The organism is Qipengyuania sp. CAU 1752, assembly GCF_054482615.1.
This window is the reverse complement of the sequence record NZ_JBTLRE010000001.1, coordinates 587,894-610,126: the sequence shown is the minus strand read 5'-3', so window position 1 is coordinate 610,126 and position 22,233 is coordinate 587,894. Positions and strand designations below refer to the sequence as shown.

The window sequence follows — 22,233 nt, the reverse complement described above, 5'->3', positions numbered from 1 at the left end:
GCAATGACTGAACACAGTTCCCATTCCGGCTCCAAGCATTCAGGCAGCTGGACCACCTTTTTCGCCATGATCGCCACTGCAACGGCAGTGATGTTCGTGCTGATGCACCAGCTGGTTTACGAAGGCAGCCACCTGACCTTCAGCCTGAACCGCCTCATGGCTTCATTGGTTTCTGGCGCTTCGATGGTCGCCATCATGCTCGCCTTCATGTGGAAGATGTATGACGATGCGACCAAGAAATGGATGGTATTGGTCGGAGCGGCCATCGCCTTTGTCGGCTTGTTGACCATCAATCGCCAGCAGGTCCTGATCGGTGACGAACAATTCATGCAGTCGATGATCCCGCATCACTCGATCGCGATTAACAATGCACGAAAAGGCGACATCAGCGATCCGCGCGTTCGCAAGCTGGCCGACGACATCATCAAGGCGCAGGTCAAGGAGATCGCCATGATGAAACTGCTGCTCGAGGATATCGAGCGTAACGGCAAGCAGGGCGATGGCACTCCACTCCCGCCGCGCACGGCCGAACTGACGCCCGAGCTCCTAGATGAAGCCAAGAAGGCGCTGGAGAAGCCTGTAACGCCGGAAATTCGCGATAACGTCGAGGTCGGCGATTAAATGACATCTGGCGGGGGCCGAATGTCCGGCCCCCGCCAGATTTGTTCGGCTAGAAGCCCAGATGGCCGACCCCGTGAGAGATTTCTCCGCCGAGATATCCCTGCACTGCCGCCCCTGCGACCAGGAGCAGCAGGGCAATCCTGAGACCCGTCCGGCCCCCGTCCCTGATGGCCAGCCAAGCGGCTAGCGCTCCGACAAGGGCCAGGCCCGTGCCGATCCAACGGTGCCAATTCATGGCCGCGTCGCCGCCCAGCCACAGGCCGGTGTGAACCCAGCCAAACGTGGCGGCGATCACCGCACCGAGGGCGCCGGCAACCACCATCACATCCACCGCAGCGCTCAGGCGTTCGCGTCGCCGCCGCATATTGAGTGCTTCAACCATGCCTGCGACGATGAACAGGGCAATTGGAAAATGGACCGTTGCCGGGTGAATATTGGCCCAGAAGGAACCCTTCGCAGCAGGCTCCGCGATTTCGTCGACCAGAACCTCGCCATGCTCGACCATATCCTGCTGAGCCATGGCGGAGTGGTCCATCGCTTCTGCGCCAGTGGCAGGGATCACCGGCATCTCCGCCGCTGCCGCCTTGGTTTCCTCGCCATGCTTCTCGGTGCCATGGGCCATCGCCATGCTCCCTGCCACCGCTGCAAGGATGCAAGCTAGCAGCAGGAGCCAGACGCGTTCGGACTCCCGGATCAGTCGCAAGCTCATGTCACGACCGCTTCGGCGGCCTGCCCGAGCTGTGATAGACAATGATTTTCCAGCCATCATCGGTGTGGTGCAGCACGCTCGTCGCTACGCCTTCGCGCTCTACGATACGCCCATCATGCAGTTCGATGCGATAGGTGTAGCGTTCTTCGCCGAAGGCATAGTGGCCGTCCTGCCGCAGATCGACATCGTAGGCAGGGAAGGTGAAGCTGTGGAAGTGGCCCAGTTCCGGCCCCAGGTGTTTCTCGGCGTAATTGGCCCAATTGCCCTCGGGCTTGCCGTTCTCGAAGATGCTCGAATCTTCGGCGAAGTTGATGCCTGCCGCTTCGAGATCGAGCGCGACCAGCGCATCCCGGTAAGCTGTCAGCACTGCTTCTGGCGAGTGCATCACATGGGCATGCTTTTCCGTGGTGTCGGCCGTCGTCTGGGCCGTCGAAGCCGCCGGTATCGCCGCCGTCAGAGCAGCAGCCGAACATGCGGCGAAGGTCCTGAAGGTCTTCATATGTGGTCTCCCGTTATTTTCTTTTCTCGATCAACTCGATCAATTCGTTGAATTTCTCGCGCTGCTCGGTTTCATCGCCGCTGGCAATCGCCTCGTTCACGCAGCACGCGGCGTGTTTCTTCAAGACGGCGCTTTCGACCTTGCCCAACGCCGATTTCACGGCTGCAAGCTGGGTCAGAATATCGATGCAGTAGCGGTCTTCCTCGATCATCCGCGCCACGCCATGAACTTGGCCGGCGATGCGCTGCAACCGGTTTACGGTGGCCTGATCAGGCGATGGTATGGTGTCAGACATGGTCCAAAAGACCCCTTCCTAAATACCCTAGGGGGGTATATATAGCCTCACATGACGCATATCATCAAGTCACGATCTCCGATGCTGTCACGCCGGAGCCTTATCAGCAGTTCGGCAGCGCTCGCCGCGGCATCTGCCCTGCCCTCTCCAGCGTGGGCCAAGGGCGGTTCACTGCGCGAGGCGAAGAAGGGCATCGGCAGCTTGTCCGGCGAACAGATCGATCTGTCGATCGGCCATGCGCGCTTTGCCACCGGCGGGCGCAGCGGTCACGCGATTGCGGTCAATGGCATGATCCCCGGCCCGCTGATCCGCCTGCGCGAAGGGCAGGACGTCAGGCTCAATGTCACCAACCACCTGGACGAGGACAGTTCGATCCATTGGCACGGCCTGCTCCTGCCGTTCCAGTTCGACGGTGTGCCAGGCGTCAGCTTCCCCGGCATCCGGCCGGGCGAAACCTTCAGCTATGAATTCCCCGTCCGGCAGGCCGGCACCTACTGGTGGCACAGCCATTCCGGCCTGCAGGAACAGATGGGCCACTATGGTCCGGTGGTGATCGAGGCCAAGGACGGCTCGGACGAGCGGTTCGACCGCGATTACGTGGTCCTGCTCAGCGAATTCACGCCGCTCCACCCCCACACCATCATGCGCAAGCTCAAGGTCGGCGAGCATTATTTCAACCGCCAGATGCAGACCGCCACCGAAGGCGAGATGTCGGGCGAGGATCGCCGGATGTGGGGCAAGATGCGGATGAACCCGCGCGATATCTCCGACGTGACAGGCGAGACCTATACTTTCCTGATCAACGGCCATGGCCCGGCAGACAATCTCGAATTCCTGTTCAAGCCGGGCGAAAAGGTGCGCCTGCGCATCATCAACGGTTCGGCCATGACCTTCTTCAACGTGCGTATTCCGGGCGTGCCGATGACGGTGATCCAGGCCGATGGCCAGGACGTCCAAGATGTCGCGGTGGACGAATTGCAGATCGGAGTGGCCGAGACTTACGACGTAGTCGTTTCACCGCCCGATGGCAGCCATGCGCTGGTCGCCGAGGCGATGGATCGGTCGGGAATGGGCGTTGCCAGCCTGACCGCGCATCCCGGACACAAGGCTTCGCCGCCGCCGCTGCGCGAACCGGTGACACTGACAATGGCCGACATGGGGATGGGTGCGATGGCGGGAATGGAGGGCATGGACCACTCCATGCGCGACAAGAGCCTCGTACCACCTGACGTAACCGTGGGCCCGGGCGTCGACATGATCGCGCCCATGCCGGTCGACCGGATGGATTTCCCCGGCCTCGGCCTCGACAAGGTCGATCACCGAGTGCTGCGTTACACCGATCTCAAGTCGAAGAAGATGAACCCGCACCGGATGCCAGAGCGGACCATGCAGATCCACCTGACGGGCAACATGGAACGCTACATGTGGTCGTTCGATGGCAAGAAGTTCACTTCCGTCACCGACGATCCGATCCGCTTTGCCTATAACGAGCGGGTGCGAGTGAAGCTGGTCAACGATACGATGATGGCGCACCCGATCCATCTGCACGGTCATTTCTTCGAGCTGGTCAATGGCGGCGAGCACAACATGCACCAGCCCCGCAAGCACACGCTGGTGGTCCAGCCGGGCAGTTCGGCCACCTTCGATCTGACCGCCGACGAGCCGGGCGACTGGGCCTTTCATTGCCACCTGCTCTATCACATGCACGCCGGCATGATGCAGGTCGTAACAGTTCGCCCGTTTCCGGAGAAAAGCTGATGCGCCTGCCACTCGTCGCGCTTACGCTCGCGCTCGCATCGCCACTGTCGGCCCAATCGCATGACGATCATGCCGGTCACACGCCTGCGCCCACCCCTGCCCCGACACAAGCACCGGCCCCGGACCCGCACGCTGGGCATGCGCCCGCCCCGGCCAAGCCGGCAACCGATCCCCACGCCGGTCATGCACCTACGTCGGAAAAGCCCGCCATCGACCCCCATGCAGGGCACCAGATGGCTCCGGCTCAACCCGCTGCCGAACCGGTCGAGAAGGTGGACCACAGCGCGATGGGGCATGGCGCGAATGAGCCAGCGGCGCAGGATGACGCGGTCGACCACGCGGCAATGGGCCATGGCGCGCCTGCGGTCACCGATATGCCCCCGCCCCCGCGTGCATTCGAAGGACCACGCCACGCTGCCGATGTACTGTGGGGAGAGCAAGCCATGGCCCCTGCGCGCCGGCAGCTTGCCAGGGAGAACGGCGGCATGACCACCGGCACGATCATGGTCGAGCGGCTGGAGACACGCTTCAGTGACGGCGAGGAAGGTTACACCTGGGATGTCCAGGGCTGGTATGGTGGCGACCTCAACCGCGCATTCGTCAAGTCGGAAGGCGAAGGCGAATTTGGCCACGGCGTCGAGGATGCCGAGGTACAGCTGCTCTACAGCCGCGCCATCGGTCCATTTTTTGACCTGCAGGCAGGCGCCCGGCTCGATCTAGAGCCCGAAACGCGTAGTCACCTCGTCTTGGGCGTACAGGGCCTCGCGCCCTACATGTTCCACGTCGACGGCGCGCTGTTCCTGTCCGACCGCGGCGACCTGACCGCGCGAGTCGAGGGCGAGTACGACCAGAAGATTACCCAACGGCTGATCCTGCAACCGCGGGTTGAGCTGGAATTTTCGGCGCAGGATATTCCCGAGCGCGAACTGGGTGCGGGCCTGACCAAGGTCGAGCCCGGGCTTCGCCTGCGCTACGAGATTGCCCGTGAATTCGCGCCCTATATTGGCGTCGGCTACGAAGCCAAGCTGGGCGAAACCGCGGATATCGCTCGCGCCAATGGCGAGGATACGCACGGCTTCGCTCTGCTTGCGGGCATACGGGCCTGGTTCTAGCCGCCCTTGCGGCTGGCGACTGCGGCGGCGACCACTTCATCGGGCCAGGTTACCTGGGTCTGGGTTTGCGGATTGAAGACCCCGCCCGGATAGATCGCGGCCTCTGCTGCGGCGATTTCCTCGGCGGTGAGGAAGGTGCTGGGTTCGAGCGCGAATACGTCCAGCCCGCGGGCAATCTCGCTGGCGTAGATGCGACCCTTGTACCAATAGGCTGACCAGTAACCACCGGTGATAAGCTGGTCCTTGTCGACCGCGCCGCGATCGAAATAGGCGATCTCGACCGGTTTGGTGGCATCGGTGAAGTCGATCACGCTGACCCCGCCCTGGTACCAGGCCTGGACGAAGATATCGCGCCCCGGGACCGGTATGATCGATCCGTTGTGTGCGACGCAGTTTTCCTTGTCGCCCTGCGGCGCGGGCAGCTTGTAGGTGCTGCGGAATGCCAGCTCGCCATCGACGATTTCGTAGATTGCATTGGCCCCCCAATTGACCGGGTCGCCGGCCTGGCATCGCGGGCGCCCGCCACCGCCCCATTCGTCGGTAAACAGTACCTTGGTTCCGTCATTGTTGAACGTGGCGGAATGCCAATAAGCAAAACCCTTGTCGGTCACATCGTCGATCCGCCTGGGGGCAAGCGGGTTGGAAATGTCGAAGATGATGCCGTTGCCCGAGCAGGCACCGGCCGCGAGATTCTTGGCCGGGAAAACGGTAATATCGTGACACTGGTTGGTTTCGTTGGTGTCCTGCGTCCCTTCCCCGTGATCGCCGCCGCGCCAAAGGCCGGCGATATTGCCGGTCTCGTAATCGGCAAACACGCGAGGGCTGTCGACGATGCGTGCCTTAGAAGGATCGGCCAACGGGATTTCGATGACATCGATGCTGAACAACGCGGTGCGCTCGTCGCCAGCGACATCGCCGATACAGCCAGGCAGTTCCTCTTCCTCGCGAACATAGGACGTGCCCGAGTTGTAGACCACGATCCGGCGATCGTCAGCCGAGACAATCGAGTGGGTGTGGCTGCCGCGGCAGGTCTGGACGATGCCGACCTGCCTCGGCCGAGTGATGTCGGAGATGTCGAATATGCGCAGACCGCGGAACCGGTCCTGGCTGACACGCCCCTGCACTCCGCCCAGGCCGCAATCGATCCGCGCGCGGCTGTCCTGCACGCTCATCAGCAGGATATCGCCGACGATAGAGACGTCACCCTGGCCGCCGGGACACACCACCGAACTGACAAGTTCAGGCTGGCCGTCTTCAACCAAGCGGTAAGCATTAAATCCATGGTAATTGCCCGCGACCATCAGGTCGCCCGAAAAGGCGATGTCGGTATTGGCAAAGCTGAGCAGCGAACCGCGCTTTGCGAAGCTTGGCTTGGAGGGATCTTTCTCGCCGTCCTCGGCCTCGGACTTGGTGGCTGCTTTTGCAGTATCCGCATCGTCCTTGCCGCTGTCCTTCTTAGGCTTTTCAGGCTGCAGTCCTGCCGGGTTGGCGGGATCGAAGAAGCCCGTGGGTTTGGCCAGCGATACGACCTTGCGCAGGTTGAGTACCGCTTCACCGGCATCACGGAAGCCGGCTGAAAGAGTCGCGCGGGGATCGGTGGAAAGCCCTGCCAGCAGCACGTTCATCCGCTCGATTTCCGCTTCCTGGTCGCTCACGACATCATTGGTGAATTCGAACATCACCGGGTCGTAGGCCGTTCCGGGTTCGTCATGCAGGTCATTCACCATGTCGAGTGCACCCCGGTGATGACGGATCATCAATGCGGTGAATTGACGATCGAAGGCGGTGCCATTTGCCTTCGCCAGAGCAGTCATCTCGGCCGGGCTGGCCATGCCCTTCATGTCACCATGACCGGCATGGGCATCGCGATGCCCGGCATGTTCGCCCTGCGCAGCAGGCTTTGCCGGCATCGCCACCGTTTCGCCGCGCGCTTCGAGCCAGTCGGTCATGAAGCGGATCTCATCGGCCTGGCTGGCCAGGATTCGACCGGCCAGCGCAACGATATCAGTGTTATTCGTGCGACCATCGACCAGCTCGGCCATCTCGACTGCCTGCCGGTGATGGACGATCATGCCCTGCATGAACTTCACGTCGCCGGGAGCGTAGCTGGTGTCGGCGAGCCGGGTCGCGTCTTCGGCGCTGATAAGTCGCGGTTGTTCGCCCGGTGCGCCTGGCTGCACGATGGTCGGTCTACCCGGCGCCTGGGCCAAAGCCATGCTCGAAACGCCGAGCAGGAGCGTAGCGGCGGCGCCGCGAAAGACTGTCGAATTCATTGAACTGCGTCCCCGTATTGTGTCTTGATCAGGCCTTGCACCTGAATGTGTAGGCGGCGCAAGGCGAAGCGCCAATCGACAGACAGCCTATCGCGGTCCGCCAAGTGCAATCAGTCCTCGTAGCACATTCGAAGGCTTTGCCTTCGCCATCGACGCAACATTTTGCCCGCTCGTTCGTTGTAGTCAGTAACCAAGGAGGAAACACGTATATGAAATGTCCCCACAACGCCCATGTCGCAGTCGTGGATGGAGAGCGATTCATCGTCATGAAGAATGTCGGGCAGCCGCTGGACCCGCGGCTTGAAGTTGTCGAAGAACCCGACCTCAAGGCCTCGAACTATTCGGCTGGCGTGCGCCACCAGGATGACATCGGCCAGCGCCACGGCCGCACCCAGCTCGAAGAGCTTGCCCACGGTGCAGCGGTTGCGGAATGGCTCAACAGCAAGGCCATCGCCAATGATATGGACGATCTTCTGATCATCGCCGACCCCAAGACCTTGGGTGAAATGCGCAGACATTATCACGGCGAGCTCGAAAAACGCTTGGTCGGCGAGATCGGCAAGACAATGACGGGCGAACCGATAGAAAGGATCGCCAAATCCATTGAGGCTGCCTGATGCCTTGGCGGGCTGGACCTTCCTGCCGGTGCGACCGGTCGCAGGGGGGTCACAGCCTGCCACATTTGCAATTGCGTGATCGTCCGCCCGCCATTAATCTCCTGAAAACCATGAGGGGTCTAACGATAGCAACATGACGACGCGCATTTTCAGGCTTGCTGCGGCAGCATCGGCATTTGCCGCCACCTTGGTGGCTCCGGCTGCCAACGCCCAGTCGAACGCGCTTGAAGCTGCTTTTGATCGGACCTTCGGCACCGATGTTCGTGCGCCGAAAAGCTTCGAAGCGCGCTACGAAAGCCCGTTTGCGCAACGCATTGCGCGGCTTGCGGATGGCTCTGATGGACGCATTGGCGTCGCCGCCATCGACCTCGTCAGCGGCGAGGAAATCTCCATTCTCGGGGATCAGCGCTTCCCCATGGCCAGCACCAGCAAGATTGCGATCGCAGCGACTTTCCTTGAAGGGGTCGAGCGAGGCCGGTGGAGCCTGACCAGCGAATATCCGCTGATGGTGCCGGTCCAGTCGGCGAAGTTTTCTTCCGCCGCCGCTCCCGTTCGCAAGGGCAGCTATATGCCGGCGATAGACCTGATCGAGATCATGATCACCCGTTCCAGCAATCCTGCGACTGACGCCCTGTTGCGGGTCGTCGGAGGTCCGGCTGCAGTCAACGAATGGGCCCGGCGCAACGGTATCCGCGAATTCAGCATCGATCGCGATATTGCGACCCTCGTTCGCGACGACGGAGAGTTTGACCCGGCCAAGCATATCGATCTGCGCGACAGCGCGACGCCGAAAGCAATGGTCGATCTGCTATCGGGCTTGTACCAGGGCCGCTTTCTTTCGGCGGAGAGTCGACAGGTGCTGCTCGGCGCGATGAGCCGGACCCGCACTGGTACGCGGCGCATACCGGCCATGATCCCGTCATCCGCGCAAGTGCTGCACAAGACCGGTTCGCTCAACAATACGTCAAGCGATGTCGGCATCATCAAGATGCCCAACGGCCGCGCTTTTGCGGTGGCAATCTATGTCACCGGCCAAGGTACGCGAGGCCAGCGTGAGGCCAAGATCGCCTCGATCGCCCGCGCGCTCTATGATGGATATTCCACTGGGGCCGACAACCGGCAATACGCCGGGGCAAATTACGGCGGCGAATAGGCTCGGCCGCGCCAGCCTCGTGGCTAGCGCATTGCAGATAGATGACAAAGAAAAAGGGCGGCGCCTAACGGCACCGCCCTCTTCGTTTCGGCAAAACCGAAGCTAGAAGCGATTACTCAGCTTCGTTGGCTTCAGCTTCGACTTCGTTTGCAGCGTCGACAGCAGCGCCTTCAGCAGCAGCTTCAGCGTCGGCGGTAGCGCCTTCAACGTCAGCCGACACGTCGTCAGCAACCGATTCCATGTCAGCAGCAGCCGAATCGGCAGCAGCTTCGGTGGCTTCTTCGGTCTGTTCCGAGCAAGCCGAGATGGTCAGGGCAGCGCCGGCAACAGCAGCGGCGAGAATGATCTTACGCATAAAAATATTCCTTACTCTAGCGAGTGGATCCCCCAGGCATGATGCCCGGGCGGCGAAACCTTCCCGCAAGGGTCCAGCTTCTGCCTTGATAAATAGTGGCGGCAATGTGGCAGCGCAAGCGAATTCGCCACAATTCGCCTTATTTATGCCTTTTTCTTATCGTGGCCGCCTGATTTCCGCCGTTTTTCTGCCATGATCTCACAAGAGCATTTTTTCGCTGCCCTGCCTTGGCGGCCCTGCTAGCAGGGGTTCATGGCAGACAAACAGCATCTCTACCTGATCGATGGCTCGGCTTATATCTTTCGCGCCTATCACCGGCTTCCCCCACTGACCGATCCCGAAGGCACTCCGGTAGGAGCGGTCTACGGCTATACGACGATGCTGTGGAAGCTGGCCGATGATCTCGACAAGGCCGAGGGACCGACTCACCTAGCCGTGATTCTCGACAAGTCGAGCCAGTCTTTCCGCAACGAGATCTACGACCAGTACAAGGCCAACCGTCCTCCTCCGCCCGACGACCTGGTGCCGCAGTTTCCCTTGATCCGCGATGCCACGCGCGCCTTCAGCCTGCCGCTGATCGAGGAAGAGAACGTCGAAGCCGACGACATGATTGCCTCCTACGCCCGCGATGCGGCGAAAAGGGGTTGGGACGTGACCATCGTTTCGTCGGACAAGGATCTGATGCAATTGGTCGGTCCCGGCGGCGACGGCATTGGCGCGATCGATATGCTCGACACGATGAAGAGCGCGCGGATCGGCACCGCGGAAGTCGAGGAGAAGTTCGGTGTCGGCCCGGAGCTCGTCGGCGACGTGCTCGCGCTGATGGGTGACAGCGTCGACAATATTCCCGGCATCTATGGCGTCGGCCCCAAGACCGCGACCAAGCTGATCCAGGAGCATGGCTCACTCACCGCCGCGCTCGACGCCGCTAATGGCATGAAAAAATCCAAGCTCAAGGAACGGCTGCTCGAACACCGGGCCGACGCCGAGTTGAGCCGGGTGCTGGTCACCTTGCGCGAAGATTGCCCGCTGCCGATCGCGATCGACGATATGAAGATCGAGAAGATCCCGCCGCAACCGTTGGCAGCCTTCCTCGAAAAGCATGGCTTCACTTCGCTGCTGCGCCGGCTCGATGCAGGATCGGGAAGTCCCGAACGCCGCAATGATCTGGGGCCGGCGACCGCCGGCACCAAGGGCGTGGCAAGCACGCCCGAGGGCAATCGTCAGCCCCTGCCCGAATTTCCGGCTGTAGACCGCAGCGCCTATGAAACCGTCCAGAGCGAAGAACGCCTCGCCCACTGGATCGAAAAATGCTTCACGGCGAGAACCATAGCGGTCGATACCGAGACCAGTTCGCTCGACTGCATGCTGTGTGACCTGGTCGGGGTCAGCCTTGCAACAGGACCGAACGAGGCCTGCTACATCCCGCTCGGCCATGGCGGCAGCGACATGTTCTCCGAGCGGCCCGAGCAATTGCCGATGGAGCGCGCGCTGGTCATGCTCAAGCCACTGCTCGAAAGCGACGCGGTGCTGAAGATCGGGCAGAATATCAAATATGATCTTAACGTGCTGGCGCGCAACGGTATCGCGGTCGCGCCGATCGACGACACCATGATATTGAGCTTCGCTCTGGATGCCGGGCGCGGCGAAGCCGGGGTCGGTGGGCACGGCATGGACGAGTTGTCCGAGCGGCACCTGGGTCACACCTGCCTGACCTTCAAGGAAATGTGCGGCACCGGCAAGAAGCAGATACCGTTTGGCGAAGTCCCGCTCGACAAGGCGACCGAATATGCTGCCGAAGATGCCGACGTAACCTGGCGATTGCACCAGTTCCTCAAGCCCCGGCTAACTACCGAGAACGCGGCCCGCGTGTACGAGCGGGTCGACCGCCCGCTGATCCCCGTAGTCGCCCGGATGGAGCGGCGCGGCATCAAGGTCGACCGCGCGCGGCTGGCCAGGCTGTCGGAGGAATTCGCCCACGAAACCGCTCGCCTCGAAGGCGAAATCCACGGCCTTGCCGGACAGGAATTCACTGTTGGCAGTCCCAAGCAATTGGGCGATATCCTGTTCGACAAGCTCGGCCACAAGGGCGGACGCAAGGGCAAGAGCGGACAGTTTTCGACCGACCAGGCCGTACTGGAGAAGCTCTCGGCAGGCGGGGCCGAGATTGCCGACAAGGTGCTCGAATGGCGCCAGCTGACCAAGCTCAAGTCGACTTATACCGATGCCTTGCAAGCCGCCATTAACCCCGAGACCGGGCGGGTACACACCAGCTATTCACTGGTCGGCGCGCAGACCGGCCGGCTCAGTTCAACCGATCCCAATCTGCAGAACATTCCCATCCGGACCCCGATCGGACGGCAGATCCGCGAAGCCTTCGTGGCCGATGAAGGCAATGTCCTGCTGGCCGCTGACTATTCGCAGATCGAGCTGAGGCTGGCGGCGCATATGGCCGATGTCGATACGCTCAAGGACGCCTTTGCTTCAGGCGAGGACATTCACAACCGTACCGCGCGCGAGATGTATGGCACGGTCGACCGCGATACCCGCGCTCAGGCCAAGACCATTAACTTCGCTATCCTCTATGGCATCTCGCGGTGGGGGCTTGCAGGACGGCTGGGGGTCGAAGCCGACGAGGCACAGGCCATGATCGACACCTATTTCCAGCGCTTTCCGGGCATCCAGCGCTATATTGCGGAAACGCTCGAGCGGGTCCGCGAATGCGGTTATTCCGAGACCCTGTTCGGTCGCAAGACCTGGTTCCCGCGCATTAGTTCAAAGAACCAGGCCGAACGTCAGGGCAGCGAGCGGGCTGCGATCAACGCGCCGATTCAAGGCACCAGCGCCGATATCATCAAACGTGCCATGGCGCGCATGGATGCGGCATTGACCGATGCCGGACTGGGCCATGTCAGGATGCTGCTGCAGGTCCATGATGAACTCGTCTTCGAACTGCCCAAGGGAGATGTGGCCGCAGCCAGCCCGGTGATCGAGCGGGTCATGGCTGAGGCAGCTTTGCCATCGGTCGAGTTATCGGTGCCGCTGGGGATCGAGATCGGAACCGGCCCCAGTTGGGACGCGGCGCATTAGGTCACCAATTCGCCGGCAAGGTTGAAAGCCCATCCCATCCCAAATAGGTGGAATACCATGCTCGAACGATACGATCCGCGGAACTGGCACGTCGAATGGATGCAGATCGGCGAATCCGCCCTGATCCTGACCGTCGCCGTTATTGTCGCCTATTTCGCCTGGCGGATGGCCTTCACCCTCGCTCACAAGCTCGCCCGCGCATCGTCGACCCCGGTCGACACAATGGTCATCAAGAAGATCGAGAAGCCCGTCAAATGGGCGCTGATCGCCATTGCGGTTACGCTGGTGGCCGAGGCCAACACGATGCTGGCCTCTGTCTGGGAGCCGATTGCGCGTTTCGTCCGTCCGGCTCTCCTGGGCTGGATCGCCTTTACGCTGGTCAAGGCGTTCACCGCCGCCCTCGAATATAGGCTCGAGAGCTACAATGACGACGTCGCGACGATGCGCAGCCGCAAGACGCGGATCGCGATCCTGTCACGTAGTGCGACCTTCGCCATCGTCTTTATCACCGTCGGCCTGATGATGCTCGGCATTCCGGGCGTGCGCGATATCGGCACCACGCTGCTGGCATCGGCCGGTCTTGCCGCTCTGGCAGTAGGTGCAGCGGCACAACCGGCGCTCAAGTCCCTGATTGCCGGGTTGCAGATGGCGCTGACAGAGCCCTTGCGGATTGGCGACCTGGTGATGGTCGACGGCCACACCGGCCGTGTCGAAGAAATGCGCATGAGCTTCATCACCGTGCGCACCTGGGACGAGCGGGTGATCATCGTGCCGACCAGCCGCTTCCTCGACGAAAGCTTCGAGAACTGGTCGCGCCAGAGCGAAATGCTGACCGGCCCTGTGTTCCTGCATCTCGATCCGATTGCCGATGTCGGCCCCATCAGGGCGGAGTTTGAACGGTATGTCGCCCAGCACCCGCTGTGGGACCAGCGGACCGCCGTGCTGCTGATGACCAATGCCTATCCGGAAAGCGTGGAACTACGCCTGTCGGTCAGTTCGTCCGCCATCGGCGACCTTTGGAAGCTGCGCTGTGATCTACGCGAACACATGCTGGCCTGGCTGCGCGAGAACCAGGAAGAAGCCCTGATCCGCCACCGGCTCGAGGTTCCGCACGGGCACCCCAAGGCCGACGAGCCCTAGCCCCCTACTCTTCCGACGGGCCGTGTTTGCGATCGCGGACCGACTCAACCATGCCTTCGTGGATGAAACCGATCGGCTGCACGGTGGCCGCGCGCTTTTTCAACTCGCCGCGCATTTTCTTGTACTCTTCTTCCATCTTGCTGGTCACGGTCGCGCGGGAATCCTTCAGCGCTTCGACAAAGTCTTCCTCAGCGACCTCTTGCACCTCGGCACCGGCACGATGCAGCGCGTTGAGCCCCGCGCGGCGGACCACGTCTTCGAGGTCGGCACCGGTGAACCGTTCGGTTTTCTTTGCCAATTTTGCCAGGTCGACATCGCTGGCCAACGGCATTTTGTCGGTGTGTATCCCCAGGATCTGCTCGCGGCCCTTGAGGTCGGGCGTGCCGACATAGACCAACTCGTCAAACCGGCCGGGGCGCAGCAGGGCAGGGTCGATCAGTGCCGGGCGATTGGTCGCCCCGATGACGACGATCGACTGCATCTCCTCCAGCCCGTCCATCTCGGCCAGGATCGTGTTGACGACCCGACCTGTGACTTGTGGTTCGCCCTGCCCCGTTCCGCGCGCGGGCACGAGGCTGTCGATCTCGTCGATAAACAATACGCACGGCGCCACGGCGCGGGCGCGCTGGAACATCTTGGCGATCTGCTGCTCGCTTTCGCCATACCATTTCGACAGCAGGTCGCTGCTCTTCATGGAGATGAAATTGGCCTCGGCCTCTTTCGCCACGGCCTTGGCCAGCAAGGTCTTGCCGGTTCCGGGCGGGCCAAACAGCAGGAAGCCCTTGGCCGGACGAATGCCAAGGCGGCGGAAGGCTTCCTCGTTCTTGAGCGGAAGTTCGATGCCTTCCTTCAGCTTCTCGATGGCATCGTCGACCCCGCCGATATCGTCCCAACCCACATTGGGTACCTGGACCATCACCTCGCGCATTGCGGAGGGCTGGATCCGCTTGAGCGCCGACAGGAAGTCGTCCCGCTCGACGCATAGTTCGTCGAGCACATCCTGCGGCACCTCGCGCGCGTCGAGGTCGATCCGCGGCATGATGCGGCGCACTGCGTCGATCGCCGCCTCGCGCGCAAGCGCGGCAAGATCGGCCCCGACAAAGCCGTAGGTCATGCGCGCGAGTTCCTTGAGATCGACCGCGTCACCCAGCGGCATACCGCGGGTATGGATGCTGAGGATTTCGCGGCGCCCGGTCTCGTCGGGCACGCCTATGATAATTTCGCGGTCGAACCGGCCGGGACGGCGGAGCGCCTCGTCGATGGCCTCGGGCCGGTTGGTGGCGGCGATGACCACGACGTTGGCGCGCGATTCGAGCCCGTCCATCAGCGTCAGCAATTGCGCCACCAGCCGCTTCTCGGCCTCGCCCGAAACCCGGTCGCGCTTGGGCGCGATCGAATCGATCTCGTCGATGAAGATGATGGCGGGCGCATTCTTGGCCGCATTCTCGAACACTTCGCGCAGCGCTTTCTCGCTGTCGCCATAGCCCGAACCCATGATCTCCGGGCCGTTGATGATCGAGAAATCGGCATCGCTTTCATTGGCGACAGCCTGTGCCAGGCGAGTCTTGCCCGTTCCCGGAGGACCGTGCAGCAGAACGCCCTTGGGCGGATCAACGCCGAGCCGGGTGAACAATTCCGGATAGCGCAGCGGAAGTTCGACCATTTCGCGCAGTTGCTGGATGGTATCGTCGATCCCGCCGACATCATCATAATTGACAACCGCGCGGCCGACCTTCGCCTCCTCGAACTCGGTGCGCAGCTCGACCTCGGTATTCTCGTCGATGTGAACCACGCCCTTGGGGACAGTGGACACGACACGCAGGCGAATCTGGGTCAGGGCGTAGGCGGGCGCATTGAACATGCGGCGCACTTCGGGCGGCATGTTCTGCACCGGCTGTTGCCCGGTTGTGGCGACAAGATCGCCGGCCACCAGCGGCTTGCGAAAGAAGTTGCGCTTCAATGCCTGGGTCGGTCCCTGCAGCCGGATCTCGCGACTGGCCGGCGCAAATACGACCCTCGTTGCCGGACGTACCTCTACCGCACGGATGATGACGTGTTCGCCCGATGCCGCTTCGGCATTGCCACGCTGGAGTCCGTCGAGCCGGACTACCTCCAGCGCCTGGTCTTCGGTATAGGCGGCCATGGCAATGGCGACGGTCGGGCGCTTGCCTTCGATCTCGACCACGTCCCCTTCGGTGATCCCGAGCGATTTGAATGCCGATCGTGGCATCCGGGCTATGCCCTGGCCGCTTTCCTCCTGGCGGGCGGCGGCGACCTGGAGCCGGACCTGCTTGTCGTCTACCGCGCTGTCCGCTTCCGCCATTCGCCTTGGTCCTTTTCGCATATCGTAATTGCTGTCGGAAAACCTAGCTAGGAACCGCAGGCTCAGCTTGCAAATGCGAAAGGAGATTTGCGCGTCCCGAAGCCATCGCGCACGGCGCAAGAAAAAAGCCCGGTTGGACGAACCAACCGGGCTTGAAAGTTTGGGAGAGGATGCCTGAAAGGCCCGCCCGATATGCTGGGTGGGGCAAAATTGTGCAAGTGCGAAAAGGCGCATGTCAGTTGCATAGAGCGCAACTAATATGCAGCAAGTGACTGTGGCCGCAGTCATTTTTGCAACTGATTCGTCTCTTCTGGTTCACGAAGGAAGGCTAGGCCAGCTGGACCTGACGGTTGACCGATACCGTAGCGTGACAGCACTGGAACATCGGACTAAAGGGCTGTTCCAACTTGCTATCGAGCGCGGAGAGCCATGAAGAAACTCTATCCCGATGCCAACGCAGCCCTCGACGGGTTGCTGAGAGACAACATGCTGATTGCCAGCGGCGGGTTCGGCCTATGCGGTATTCCCGAAAGGCTGCTCGACGCAATCCGCGACAGCGGAGTCAAACAATTGACCTTCGCCAGCAACAATGCCGGCATCGACAATGAAGGGATCGGCAAGCTGCTCCGGACCAAGCAGGTGTCCAAGATGATCAGTTCCTATGTCGGCGAGAACAAGGAATTCGAGCGGCAATTCCTGTCCGGCGAGCTCGAGGTCGAATTCTGCCCGCAGGGGACGCTGGCCGAACGGATGCGCGCCGGCGGCGCGGGGATTCCAGGCTTCTACACCAAGACCGGGGTCGGAACGCAGGTCGCCGAGGGCAAGGAGGTCAAGCAGTTCGACACCGGGGACGGGCCCGAGGACTATATCCTCGAGCGCGGTATCTTTGCCGACCTGGCCATCGTCAAGGCATGGAAAGCTGATGAGACCGGCAATGTGGTGTTCCGCAAGACCGCACGCAATTTCAACGTGCCTGCCGCGACCTGCGGCAGGGTCTGTGTTGTCGAGGTCGAGGAAATCGTGCCCGCCGGTTCGCTCGACCCCGACGCGATTCACCTGCCCGGCGTATTCGTCCAGCGCATGATCGTAGGCGCACCTTACGACAAGAGAATCGAATTTCGCACTACCCGCGAAAGAGAGGCGGCCTGACCGGGCGATGACGGCGCCGCGTACCCTCGTTTCCGCCCTGTTTCTGGCCCTGGGCCTGACAGGTTGCGCTGCTGCAATCCCGCTCGCAGCAGCCGGGGTGTTGACGACTGGAACAGGTGCCCCTTCGCAATCGGGCGATGAGGCAAGACCGCCGCCCGATCTTCTGCCGGGCACGTCGTCGGCCTTGCGCAAGATCGGAATGAGTAGCGATGCCTGGATCGTCCGACTTTCCGGCGTGGCATCGCTCCCTGCCCCAGGCGAATCCAACGAAGGGTCGCACGAAGCGACCTTTGCAGCCTTTGCAGACTATGCCTTGGCACAGGCCGGGAAGCGAGCAGGCAACGGCAAGAGCCGCCAATCCGCACTGCTGGCCGGGCCGGATCTGATTGCCCCCAAGCGGGCACCGTGCCGGTTTGCCGAGAGTTTGGTCCTGATCGACCTCGACCCCGCGCAAGGCTCCTTCGATCCAACGCGGACCGCCGCTCGCCCTGCGCTGGCGGACGCGCTCCAAAAATTGCGCGGTGCTGGCGTGGAAGTGGCCTGGAGCACGGCGCTAACTGCCGACCGTGCTGGTGATGTCCGCGCCTGGTTGCGCGACAGCGCGCTGGATCCTGCTGAAAAGGATCGCCTGTTGTTGTTGCGCTACCCCGAAGATCGCAAGCAGACCCGGCGCGCCGAAGCAGCGGCCGAACGGTGCCTGGTTGCCATGCTTGGTGACGAGCGCGCCGATTTCGACGAATTGTTCGATTATCTCAAACGCCCGGAGGCCGCGAAGGGTCTCGATGCGATGCTGGGGCAAGGCTGGTTCCTTGCTCCCATATCGCCGGCATCCCCCTCCATCGAAGGAACACCACAATGAGCTGGACCCGTGACGACATGGCGGCGCGCGCCGCACGCGAGCTGCAAGATGGCTATTACGTCAATCTCGGCATCGGCATCCCCACGCTGGTCGCCAATCATATTCCCGAAGGCATGCAGGTAACCCTGCAAAGCGAGAACGGGATGCTGGGCATCGGCCCCTTCCCCTATGACGATGAGGTCGACCCTGACCTTATCAATGCCGGCAAGCAGACCATCAGCGAGTTGCCGCACAGCGCTTACTTCGACAGCGCCACCAGCTTCGGCATGATCCGCGGCGGGCATATCGACCTGACGGTGCTGGGCGCGATGGAAGTGGCCGAGAACGGGGACATTGCCAACTGGATGATCCCGGGCAAGATGATCAAGGGCATGGGCGGCGCGATGGACCTGGTCGCAGGCGTCAAGAAGATCATCGTGGTGATGGACCACACCAGCAAGTCGGGCGATCCGAAATTCATCCCCGAATGCACATTGCCCCTGACCGGCACCGGCGTGGTCGACATGATCATCACCAATCTCGGCGTGTTCCAGCGTCCCGATCATGACAGCGCGTTCCAGTTGATCGAGCTTGCCCCGGAAGTGACTGCCGACGAGGTCGCCGCCAGTACCACGGCGCATTACAAGGTCGCGCTAGGCTGAATGCAGCCAGATATCCTGCCATGTGGTTGACCCAACCCCGCCGCGCTGATGCTCCGCTTGCCGGACTGAAAGTGCTGGAACTTGCGCGCGTGCTTGCCGGGCCATGGGCGGGCCAGATTTTGGCCGATCTGGGCGCAGATGTGATCAAGGTCGAGAGCCCGGAGGGTGACAACACCCGCATCTGGGGACCGCCCTGGATCGAACACGATGGCGAGAGGACTTCGGCCTATTATCACGCCTGCAATCGCGGCAAGCGCTCCATTGTCGCAGACTTCAAAGACCCGGACGGTGCCGCGCTGGTAAAAGAGCTTTGCGGTCAGGCCGATGTAATCATCGAGAATTTCAAGCCGGGCGCGCTGGCCAAGTATGCGTTCGACTATGAAACCATCGCGACCGTGGGTGGCAACCCCGATGTGATATATTGCTCCGTCACAGGCTTTGGCCAGGACGGCCCGCGTCGCGACGAGCCGGGTTACGACTTCGTGATCCAGGCCATGAGCGGGTTCATGTCTCTGAATGGCGAACCCGAAGGCGATCCGATGAAATTCGGCGTGTCGATCTCCGATCTCTCGTGCGGCCTGTATGCGGCCAATGCGATTCAGGCTGCATTGCTGATGCGCGAGCGCACAGGCCAAGGCCAGTGGATCGATATGAGCCTGCTCGATTGTTCGGTCTCATTGCTCGCCAACCAGGCGCTGAGCTATTTCGCTACGGGGGCGAATCCGCCCCGCATGGGCAATGCCCATGCACAGGTCAGCGCCTATGGGGTGTTTCCGACCAAGACAGGGCCGGTCGTTCTTGCACCCGCAAACGACAAGCTGTTTCGCACGCTGCTCACGGTTCTTGAACGCCACGACTTGATCGAGGACGAGCGCTTTGCGTCCAACGAGGCTCGCGTCGCCAACCGCGCGGAAGTCGATACGATGATCGCGACTGCAACCGCAACGTGGGACCGGGAGGTCTTGCTCCGGCACTGCGCCGAAGCGGGCGTACCGGCCGGACCTATCAACACTCTCGACGAAGTATTCTCCGACCCGCAAGTGCAGGCACGAGGCCTTAAAATCGAGTTGGAAGGCGTGCCGGGCGTTCGCTCACCCTTCCGGTTTTCCAATGCCGGGCTTTCGCTCGACCGCCCCTCACCGCGCCATGGCGAGCTTCAGGACAAGACCTGACAACCGCCATGGCTAAGCTGGCACCAGCCCGGCCAGCTTGCGCCACAGCCATTCCAGCGGCCCCTTGTCGAAATGCCGCAACCAAATCGGGGACCAGACCAGCATGAACGTCCACGGGACTGCGACACTCGCAATAGCGGTGGCGCGGCTGACCGTGCCGAACAGGCCCAAGCCCCAGCTCGCATAAAGGGCGCTGAAGATTACGCTGGTGAGGATGTAATTGCTGAGCGACAGCTGACCCACCGCCGCCAGCCGGCGCGTTACCTGGCCTCCGGATGCGAACAGCGCCATCGCCAGCGCCGCGTAGGCGACGGCCAGCGCCATGTCGAACGGCGCTGACAGGACCAGCGATGCCGCCCCGGCCAGCACTCCGGGGTAGCCGCTAGTCGCCACCCACCAGGCGAGCGCAAACAGAACCGGCACTGCGGCGAGAGCGCACAGCGCGGCGAGCCGTTGCAGGCGAAATAGCGGCCAGTTGCGCTGCAACAGCCCGTTGCGCCACAACGCCATGCCGAGAACAATCGCAGCCAGGTTGAGCGGGATCGAGCCGACGATCGCCCAAGTCTGTGCACTGAAATCCGCCACCCGCCGCGTCACACGCTCATCGAAACCTTCGCGCCCCTGCTCGAGCATGAACTGTATGGCGGCGGGATCGGCGCCGAAGTTGCGTTCGGCAAACAGCATCGCGTCGGAGCCGAGACGCCCCGCGAACCAGTCCCACAGGGCGACACCCATCATCGCGATGCCTGCACCGACATGGAGGGCTACCAGCCCTATGGCCGATGCAATCAGTGCCGGGTTCGACAGGCGGTAGAAGAATGGAAACACCATCCCCGCCAGAGCGTAGGCGCGCAGGATGTCATTGCTGGCCACCAAGGTCGCGTGGATCCAACCGATCGCCAACAGCGCGACCATGCGGGCATAATGCGCGCGCCAGCGATGCGCTCCGCCGCGATCGAGCAGCATCACGCAACCGGCACCGAACAGCATGGCGAACAGCGTCCGGAACTTGTCTTCGACAAAGACGAAACTGGCGGCCCAGGCGAGGATATCGAGGCCGCCCTGCCCGCCCCAGGCCATGGGATTGAAATAGGCCTGCGCCGGCATCGCGAAGATAAGGACATTCATCCAGGCGATGGCCAGCACCGCCAGGCCGCGCAAGGCGTCGAGCTCGGTGAGCCGCTTCAGGTTTTTTACCGGGGGCGCGATCATCGACCGCGCCCTAGCAGATCAGCGCAGCGAAGCCTTGAGGTCTTCGACCAGATCGGTGCGTTCCCAAGGGAAATAGTCGCCTTGTGCCGTGCGGCCAAAATGGCCGTAGGCCGCGGTTTGGCGGTAGATGGGCTTGTTGAGGCCAAGATGGGTACGGATGCCGCGCGGCGTCAAGCCGCCCAGCTTGCCGATGGACTGGATCGCCTTTTCCAGCGCCGCGTCGTCTTGCGTACCCGTCCCGTGCGTGTCGACATAGAGCGAAAGCGGCTCGCTGACGCCGATGGCATAGGCCAGCTGGATCGTGCAGCGCGTGGCGAGGCCGGCGGCGACAACGTTCTTGGCCAGGTAGCGGGTAATATAGGCCGCCGAGCGATCGACCTTGGTCGGGTCCTTGCCGCTGAAAGCACCGCCGCCATGCGGGGCTGCGCCGCCATAGGTATCGACGATGATCTTGCGGCCGGTCAGGCCGGCATCGCCATCGGGTCCGCCAATTTCGAACTTGCCGGTGGGGTTGATGTGCCACTTGGTCTCGTCTGACAAGAAACCGTCGGGCAGGATGCCAGCCACCACTTTCCTGACGTACTCCTTGAGCTCGGCATCCTTATCGCCTTCGTCGTAACCCGATGCGTGCTGGGTCGACACCACCACCGCGGTGCAGGCTACCGGCTGGCCGTGGTCATAACGCAACGTGACCTGGCTCTTGCTGTCGGGCTCGAGGAAGGGGGCGGTGCCGTTCTTCCGGTCGACCGCCATCTGGTGCAGGATCTTGTGGCTGTAATCGATAGGCGCCGGCATCAGGTCGGGCGTCTCGTTGCAAGCGAAGCCGAACATGATGCCCTGATCGCCGGCACCTTCGTCCTTGTTTGAACCGTCGGCACCGGCATCGACACCTTGGGCGATATGCGGGCTCTGGCCGTGGAGGTGGTTTTCGAAGGTCAGCGTTTCCCAGTGGAAGCCATCCTGCTCGTAGCCGATTTCCTTGACGACCCGGCGCACCGTTTGTTCGATCTCGGCTTCGACGCCTTCGGCCCAATTGCCGTCATCGTCCATGATGCCCTTGCCGCGAATCTCACCCGCCAGCACGACGCGCTGGGTGGTGGTCAGGGTTTCGCAGGCAACGCGGGCCTCGGGATCCTTGGCCAGGAACAGGTCGACGATTGCATCGGAGATCTGGTCCGAAACCTTGTCCGGATGGCCTTCGGAAACGCTTTCGGACGTGAACAGATAATCGTTACGCATGGGGCCTCGCTCGAGA

Annotated in this window: 19 protein-coding genes; 11 read left to right on the top strand and 8 right to left on the bottom strand. The window is 62.0% G+C overall.

All coding sequences use genetic code 11. The annotated features are described in order from the left end of the window. The first annotated feature begins 3 nt into the window (after positions 1 to 3). On the top strand, positions 4 to 621 hold the full coding sequence (locus ACXYL9_RS02945; protein WP_459038096.1) for a DUF305 domain-containing protein: 618 nt from the start codon (positions 4 to 6) through the stop codon (positions 619 to 621). 49 nt (positions 622 to 670) lie between these two features. Here ACXYL9_RS02945 and ACXYL9_RS02940 read toward each other — a convergent pair whose 3' ends face one another. The 3 genes from ACXYL9_RS02940 to ACXYL9_RS02930 are packed head-to-tail and all read right to left on the bottom strand — an operon-like array spanning position 671 to position 2,124. Further along, positions 671 to 1,330 (bottom strand): DUF2231 domain-containing protein, encoded by a 660-nt coding sequence (locus ACXYL9_RS02940; protein WP_459038095.1) that lies wholly within the window; start codon positions 1,328 to 1,330, stop codon positions 671 to 673. A 1-nt stretch (position 1,331) separates the two neighbouring features. Then, positions 1,332 to 1,829, bottom strand: a complete 498-nt coding sequence (locus tag ACXYL9_RS02935) for a YybH family protein (protein ID WP_459038094.1) — start codon at positions 1,827 to 1,829, stop codon at positions 1,332 to 1,334. Between the two features lie 13 nt (positions 1,830 to 1,842). Next, entirely contained in the window at positions 1,843 to 2,124 is a 282-nt protein-coding gene (locus ACXYL9_RS02930; protein WP_459038093.1) for a metal-sensitive transcriptional regulator, read from the bottom strand. 51 nt (positions 2,125 to 2,175) lie between these two features. On the opposite strand from ACXYL9_RS02930, the gene ACXYL9_RS02925 reads away from it, so the two are divergent. Continuing rightward, complete coding sequence (locus tag ACXYL9_RS02925) at positions 2,176 to 3,882, top strand: copper resistance system multicopper oxidase (RefSeq protein WP_459038092.1); 1,707 nt, start codon at positions 2,176 to 2,178, stop codon at positions 3,880 to 3,882. Beyond that, the gene (locus ACXYL9_RS02920; RefSeq protein ID WP_459038091.1) at positions 3,882 to 4,994 is read left to right on the top strand and encodes a copper resistance protein B; all 1,113 of its coding nucleotides are present in this window, start codon (positions 3,882 to 3,884) and stop codon (positions 4,992 to 4,994) included. Before ACXYL9_RS02925 ends, ACXYL9_RS02920 begins: the two co-directional genes overlap by 1 nt. On the opposite strand, the gene ACXYL9_RS02915 is transcribed toward ACXYL9_RS02920, so the two are convergent. After that, positions 4,991 to 7,267 carry a DUF305 domain-containing protein gene (locus ACXYL9_RS02915; protein WP_459038090.1) on the bottom strand — a complete coding sequence of 759 codons (2,277 nt, stop codon included), beginning with the start codon at positions 7,265 to 7,267 and terminating at the stop codon, positions 4,991 to 4,993. The genes ACXYL9_RS02920 and ACXYL9_RS02915 overlap by 4 nt on opposite strands. 209 nt (positions 7,268 to 7,476) lie before the next feature. Here ACXYL9_RS02915 and ACXYL9_RS02910 point away from each other — a divergent pair, with 209 nt between their 5' ends. Together ACXYL9_RS02910 and ACXYL9_RS02905 are read left to right on the top strand one after the other, a co-directional pair. Then, complete coding sequence (locus ACXYL9_RS02910) at positions 7,477 to 7,884, top strand: baeRF12 domain-containing protein (protein WP_459038089.1); 408 nt, start codon at positions 7,477 to 7,479, stop codon at positions 7,882 to 7,884. 133 nt (positions 7,885 to 8,017) lie between these two features. Then, positions 8,018 to 9,037: a serine hydrolase gene (locus ACXYL9_RS02905; RefSeq protein WP_459038088.1), complete on the top strand. Its 1,020-nt coding sequence runs from the start codon at positions 8,018 to 8,020 to the stop codon at positions 9,035 to 9,037. A 112-nt stretch (positions 9,038 to 9,149) separates the two neighbouring features. Here ACXYL9_RS02905 and ACXYL9_RS02900 read toward each other — a convergent pair whose 3' ends face one another. Continuing rightward, positions 9,150 to 9,392: a hypothetical protein gene (locus ACXYL9_RS02900; protein ID WP_459038087.1), complete on the bottom strand. Its 243-nt coding sequence runs from the start codon at positions 9,390 to 9,392 to the stop codon at positions 9,150 to 9,152. 252 nt (positions 9,393 to 9,644) lie between these two features. On the opposite strand from ACXYL9_RS02900, the gene polA reads away from it, so the two are divergent. Together polA and ACXYL9_RS02890 are read left to right on the top strand one after the other, a co-directional pair. Next, positions 9,645 to 12,482 (top strand): DNA polymerase I, encoded by a 2,838-nt coding sequence (gene polA, locus ACXYL9_RS02895; RefSeq protein WP_459038086.1) that lies wholly within the window; start codon positions 9,645 to 9,647, stop codon positions 12,480 to 12,482. A gap of 57 nt (positions 12,483 to 12,539) precedes the next feature. Then, the gene (locus ACXYL9_RS02890; RefSeq protein ID WP_459038085.1) at positions 12,540 to 13,622 is read left to right on the top strand and encodes a mechanosensitive ion channel family protein; all 1,083 of its coding nucleotides are present in this window, start codon (positions 12,540 to 12,542) and stop codon (positions 13,620 to 13,622) included. Positions 13,623 to 13,626: 4 nt separating this feature from the next. Here ACXYL9_RS02890 and ACXYL9_RS02885 read toward each other — a convergent pair whose 3' ends face one another. Next, positions 13,627 to 15,945: a CDC48 family AAA ATPase gene (locus tag ACXYL9_RS02885; RefSeq protein ID WP_459038084.1), complete on the bottom strand. Its 2,319-nt coding sequence runs from the start codon at positions 15,943 to 15,945 to the stop codon at positions 13,627 to 13,629. 429 nt (positions 15,946 to 16,374) lie between these two features. Here ACXYL9_RS02885 and ACXYL9_RS02880 point away from each other — a divergent pair, with 429 nt between their 5' ends. The 4 genes from ACXYL9_RS02880 to ACXYL9_RS02865 are packed head-to-tail and all read left to right on the top strand — an operon-like array spanning position 16,375 to position 19,766. Then, entirely contained in the window at positions 16,375 to 17,094 is a 720-nt protein-coding gene (locus tag ACXYL9_RS02880; RefSeq protein WP_459038083.1) for a CoA transferase subunit A, read from the top strand. 7 nt (positions 17,095 to 17,101) lie between these two features. Continuing rightward, positions 17,102 to 17,953 (top strand): hypothetical protein, encoded by an 852-nt coding sequence (locus tag ACXYL9_RS02875; RefSeq protein ID WP_459038082.1) that lies wholly within the window; start codon positions 17,102 to 17,104, stop codon positions 17,951 to 17,953. After that, a complete protein-coding gene (locus tag ACXYL9_RS02870; protein WP_459038081.1) occupies positions 17,950 to 18,594 on the top strand; it encodes a CoA transferase subunit B in 645 nt (214 codons plus the stop codon). Before ACXYL9_RS02875 ends, ACXYL9_RS02870 begins: the two co-directional genes overlap by 4 nt. A 20-nt stretch (positions 18,595 to 18,614) precedes the next feature. Further along, complete coding sequence (locus ACXYL9_RS02865; RefSeq protein WP_459038080.1) at positions 18,615 to 19,766, top strand: CaiB/BaiF CoA transferase family protein; 1,152 nt, start codon at positions 18,615 to 18,617, stop codon at positions 19,764 to 19,766. A gap of 12 nt (positions 19,767 to 19,778) precedes the next feature. On the opposite strand, the gene ACXYL9_RS02860 is transcribed toward ACXYL9_RS02865, so the two are convergent. Both ACXYL9_RS02860 and metK read right to left on the bottom strand, forming a co-directional pair. Beyond that, on the bottom strand, positions 19,779 to 20,978 hold the full coding sequence (locus ACXYL9_RS02860; RefSeq protein ID WP_459038079.1) for a DUF418 domain-containing protein: 1,200 nt from the start codon (positions 20,976 to 20,978) through the stop codon (positions 19,779 to 19,781). A gap of 18 nt (positions 20,979 to 20,996) precedes the next feature. Further along, positions 20,997 to 22,217, bottom strand: a complete 1,221-nt coding sequence (gene metK / locus ACXYL9_RS02855; RefSeq protein WP_459038078.1) for a methionine adenosyltransferase — start codon at positions 22,215 to 22,217, stop codon at positions 20,997 to 20,999. Between the last annotated feature and the right edge of the window lie 16 nt (positions 22,218 to 22,233).

Coding starts and splice junctions, on each gene's coding strand:
- ACXYL9_RS02945 (WP_459038096.1), top strand. CDS start 4: ATGACTGAACACAGTTCCCATTCCGGCTCCAAGCATTCAGGCAGCTGG.
- ACXYL9_RS02940 (WP_459038095.1), bottom strand. CDS start 1,330: ATGAGCTTGCGACTGATCCGGGAGTCCGAACGCGTCTGGCTCCTGCTG.
- ACXYL9_RS02935 (WP_459038094.1), bottom strand. CDS start 1,829: ATGAAGACCTTCAGGACCTTCGCCGCATGTTCGGCTGCTGCTCTGACG.
- ACXYL9_RS02930 (WP_459038093.1), bottom strand. CDS start 2,124: ATGTCTGACACCATACCATCGCCTGATCAGGCCACCGTAAACCGGTTG.
- ACXYL9_RS02925 (WP_459038092.1), top strand. CDS start 2,176: ATGACGCATATCATCAAGTCACGATCTCCGATGCTGTCACGCCGGAGC.
- ACXYL9_RS02920 (WP_459038091.1), top strand. CDS start 3,882: ATGCGCCTGCCACTCGTCGCGCTTACGCTCGCGCTCGCATCGCCACTG.
- ACXYL9_RS02915 (WP_459038090.1), bottom strand. CDS start 7,267: ATGAATTCGACAGTCTTTCGCGGCGCCGCCGCTACGCTCCTGCTCGGC.
- ACXYL9_RS02910 (WP_459038089.1), top strand. CDS start 7,477: ATGAAATGTCCCCACAACGCCCATGTCGCAGTCGTGGATGGAGAGCGA.
- ACXYL9_RS02905 (WP_459038088.1), top strand. CDS start 8,018: ATGACGACGCGCATTTTCAGGCTTGCTGCGGCAGCATCGGCATTTGCC.
- ACXYL9_RS02900 (WP_459038087.1), bottom strand. CDS start 9,392: ATGCGTAAGATCATTCTCGCCGCTGCTGTTGCCGGCGCTGCCCTGACC.
- polA (WP_459038086.1), top strand. CDS start 9,645: ATGGCAGACAAACAGCATCTCTACCTGATCGATGGCTCGGCTTATATC.
- ACXYL9_RS02890 (WP_459038085.1), top strand. CDS start 12,540: ATGCTCGAACGATACGATCCGCGGAACTGGCACGTCGAATGGATGCAG.
- ACXYL9_RS02885 (WP_459038084.1), bottom strand. CDS start 15,945: ATGGCGGAAGCGGACAGCGCGGTAGACGACAAGCAGGTCCGGCTCCAG.
- ACXYL9_RS02880 (WP_459038083.1), top strand. CDS start 16,375: ATGAAGAAACTCTATCCCGATGCCAACGCAGCCCTCGACGGGTTGCTG.
- ACXYL9_RS02875 (WP_459038082.1), top strand. CDS start 17,102: ATGACGGCGCCGCGTACCCTCGTTTCCGCCCTGTTTCTGGCCCTGGGC.
- ACXYL9_RS02870 (WP_459038081.1), top strand. CDS start 17,950: ATGAGCTGGACCCGTGACGACATGGCGGCGCGCGCCGCACGCGAGCTG.
- ACXYL9_RS02865 (WP_459038080.1), top strand. CDS start 18,615: ATGTGGTTGACCCAACCCCGCCGCGCTGATGCTCCGCTTGCCGGACTG.
- ACXYL9_RS02860 (WP_459038079.1), bottom strand. CDS start 20,978: ATGATCGCGCCCCCGGTAAAAAACCTGAAGCGGCTCACCGAGCTCGAC.
- metK (WP_459038078.1), bottom strand. CDS start 22,217: ATGCGTAACGATTATCTGTTCACGTCCGAAAGCGTTTCCGAAGGCCAT.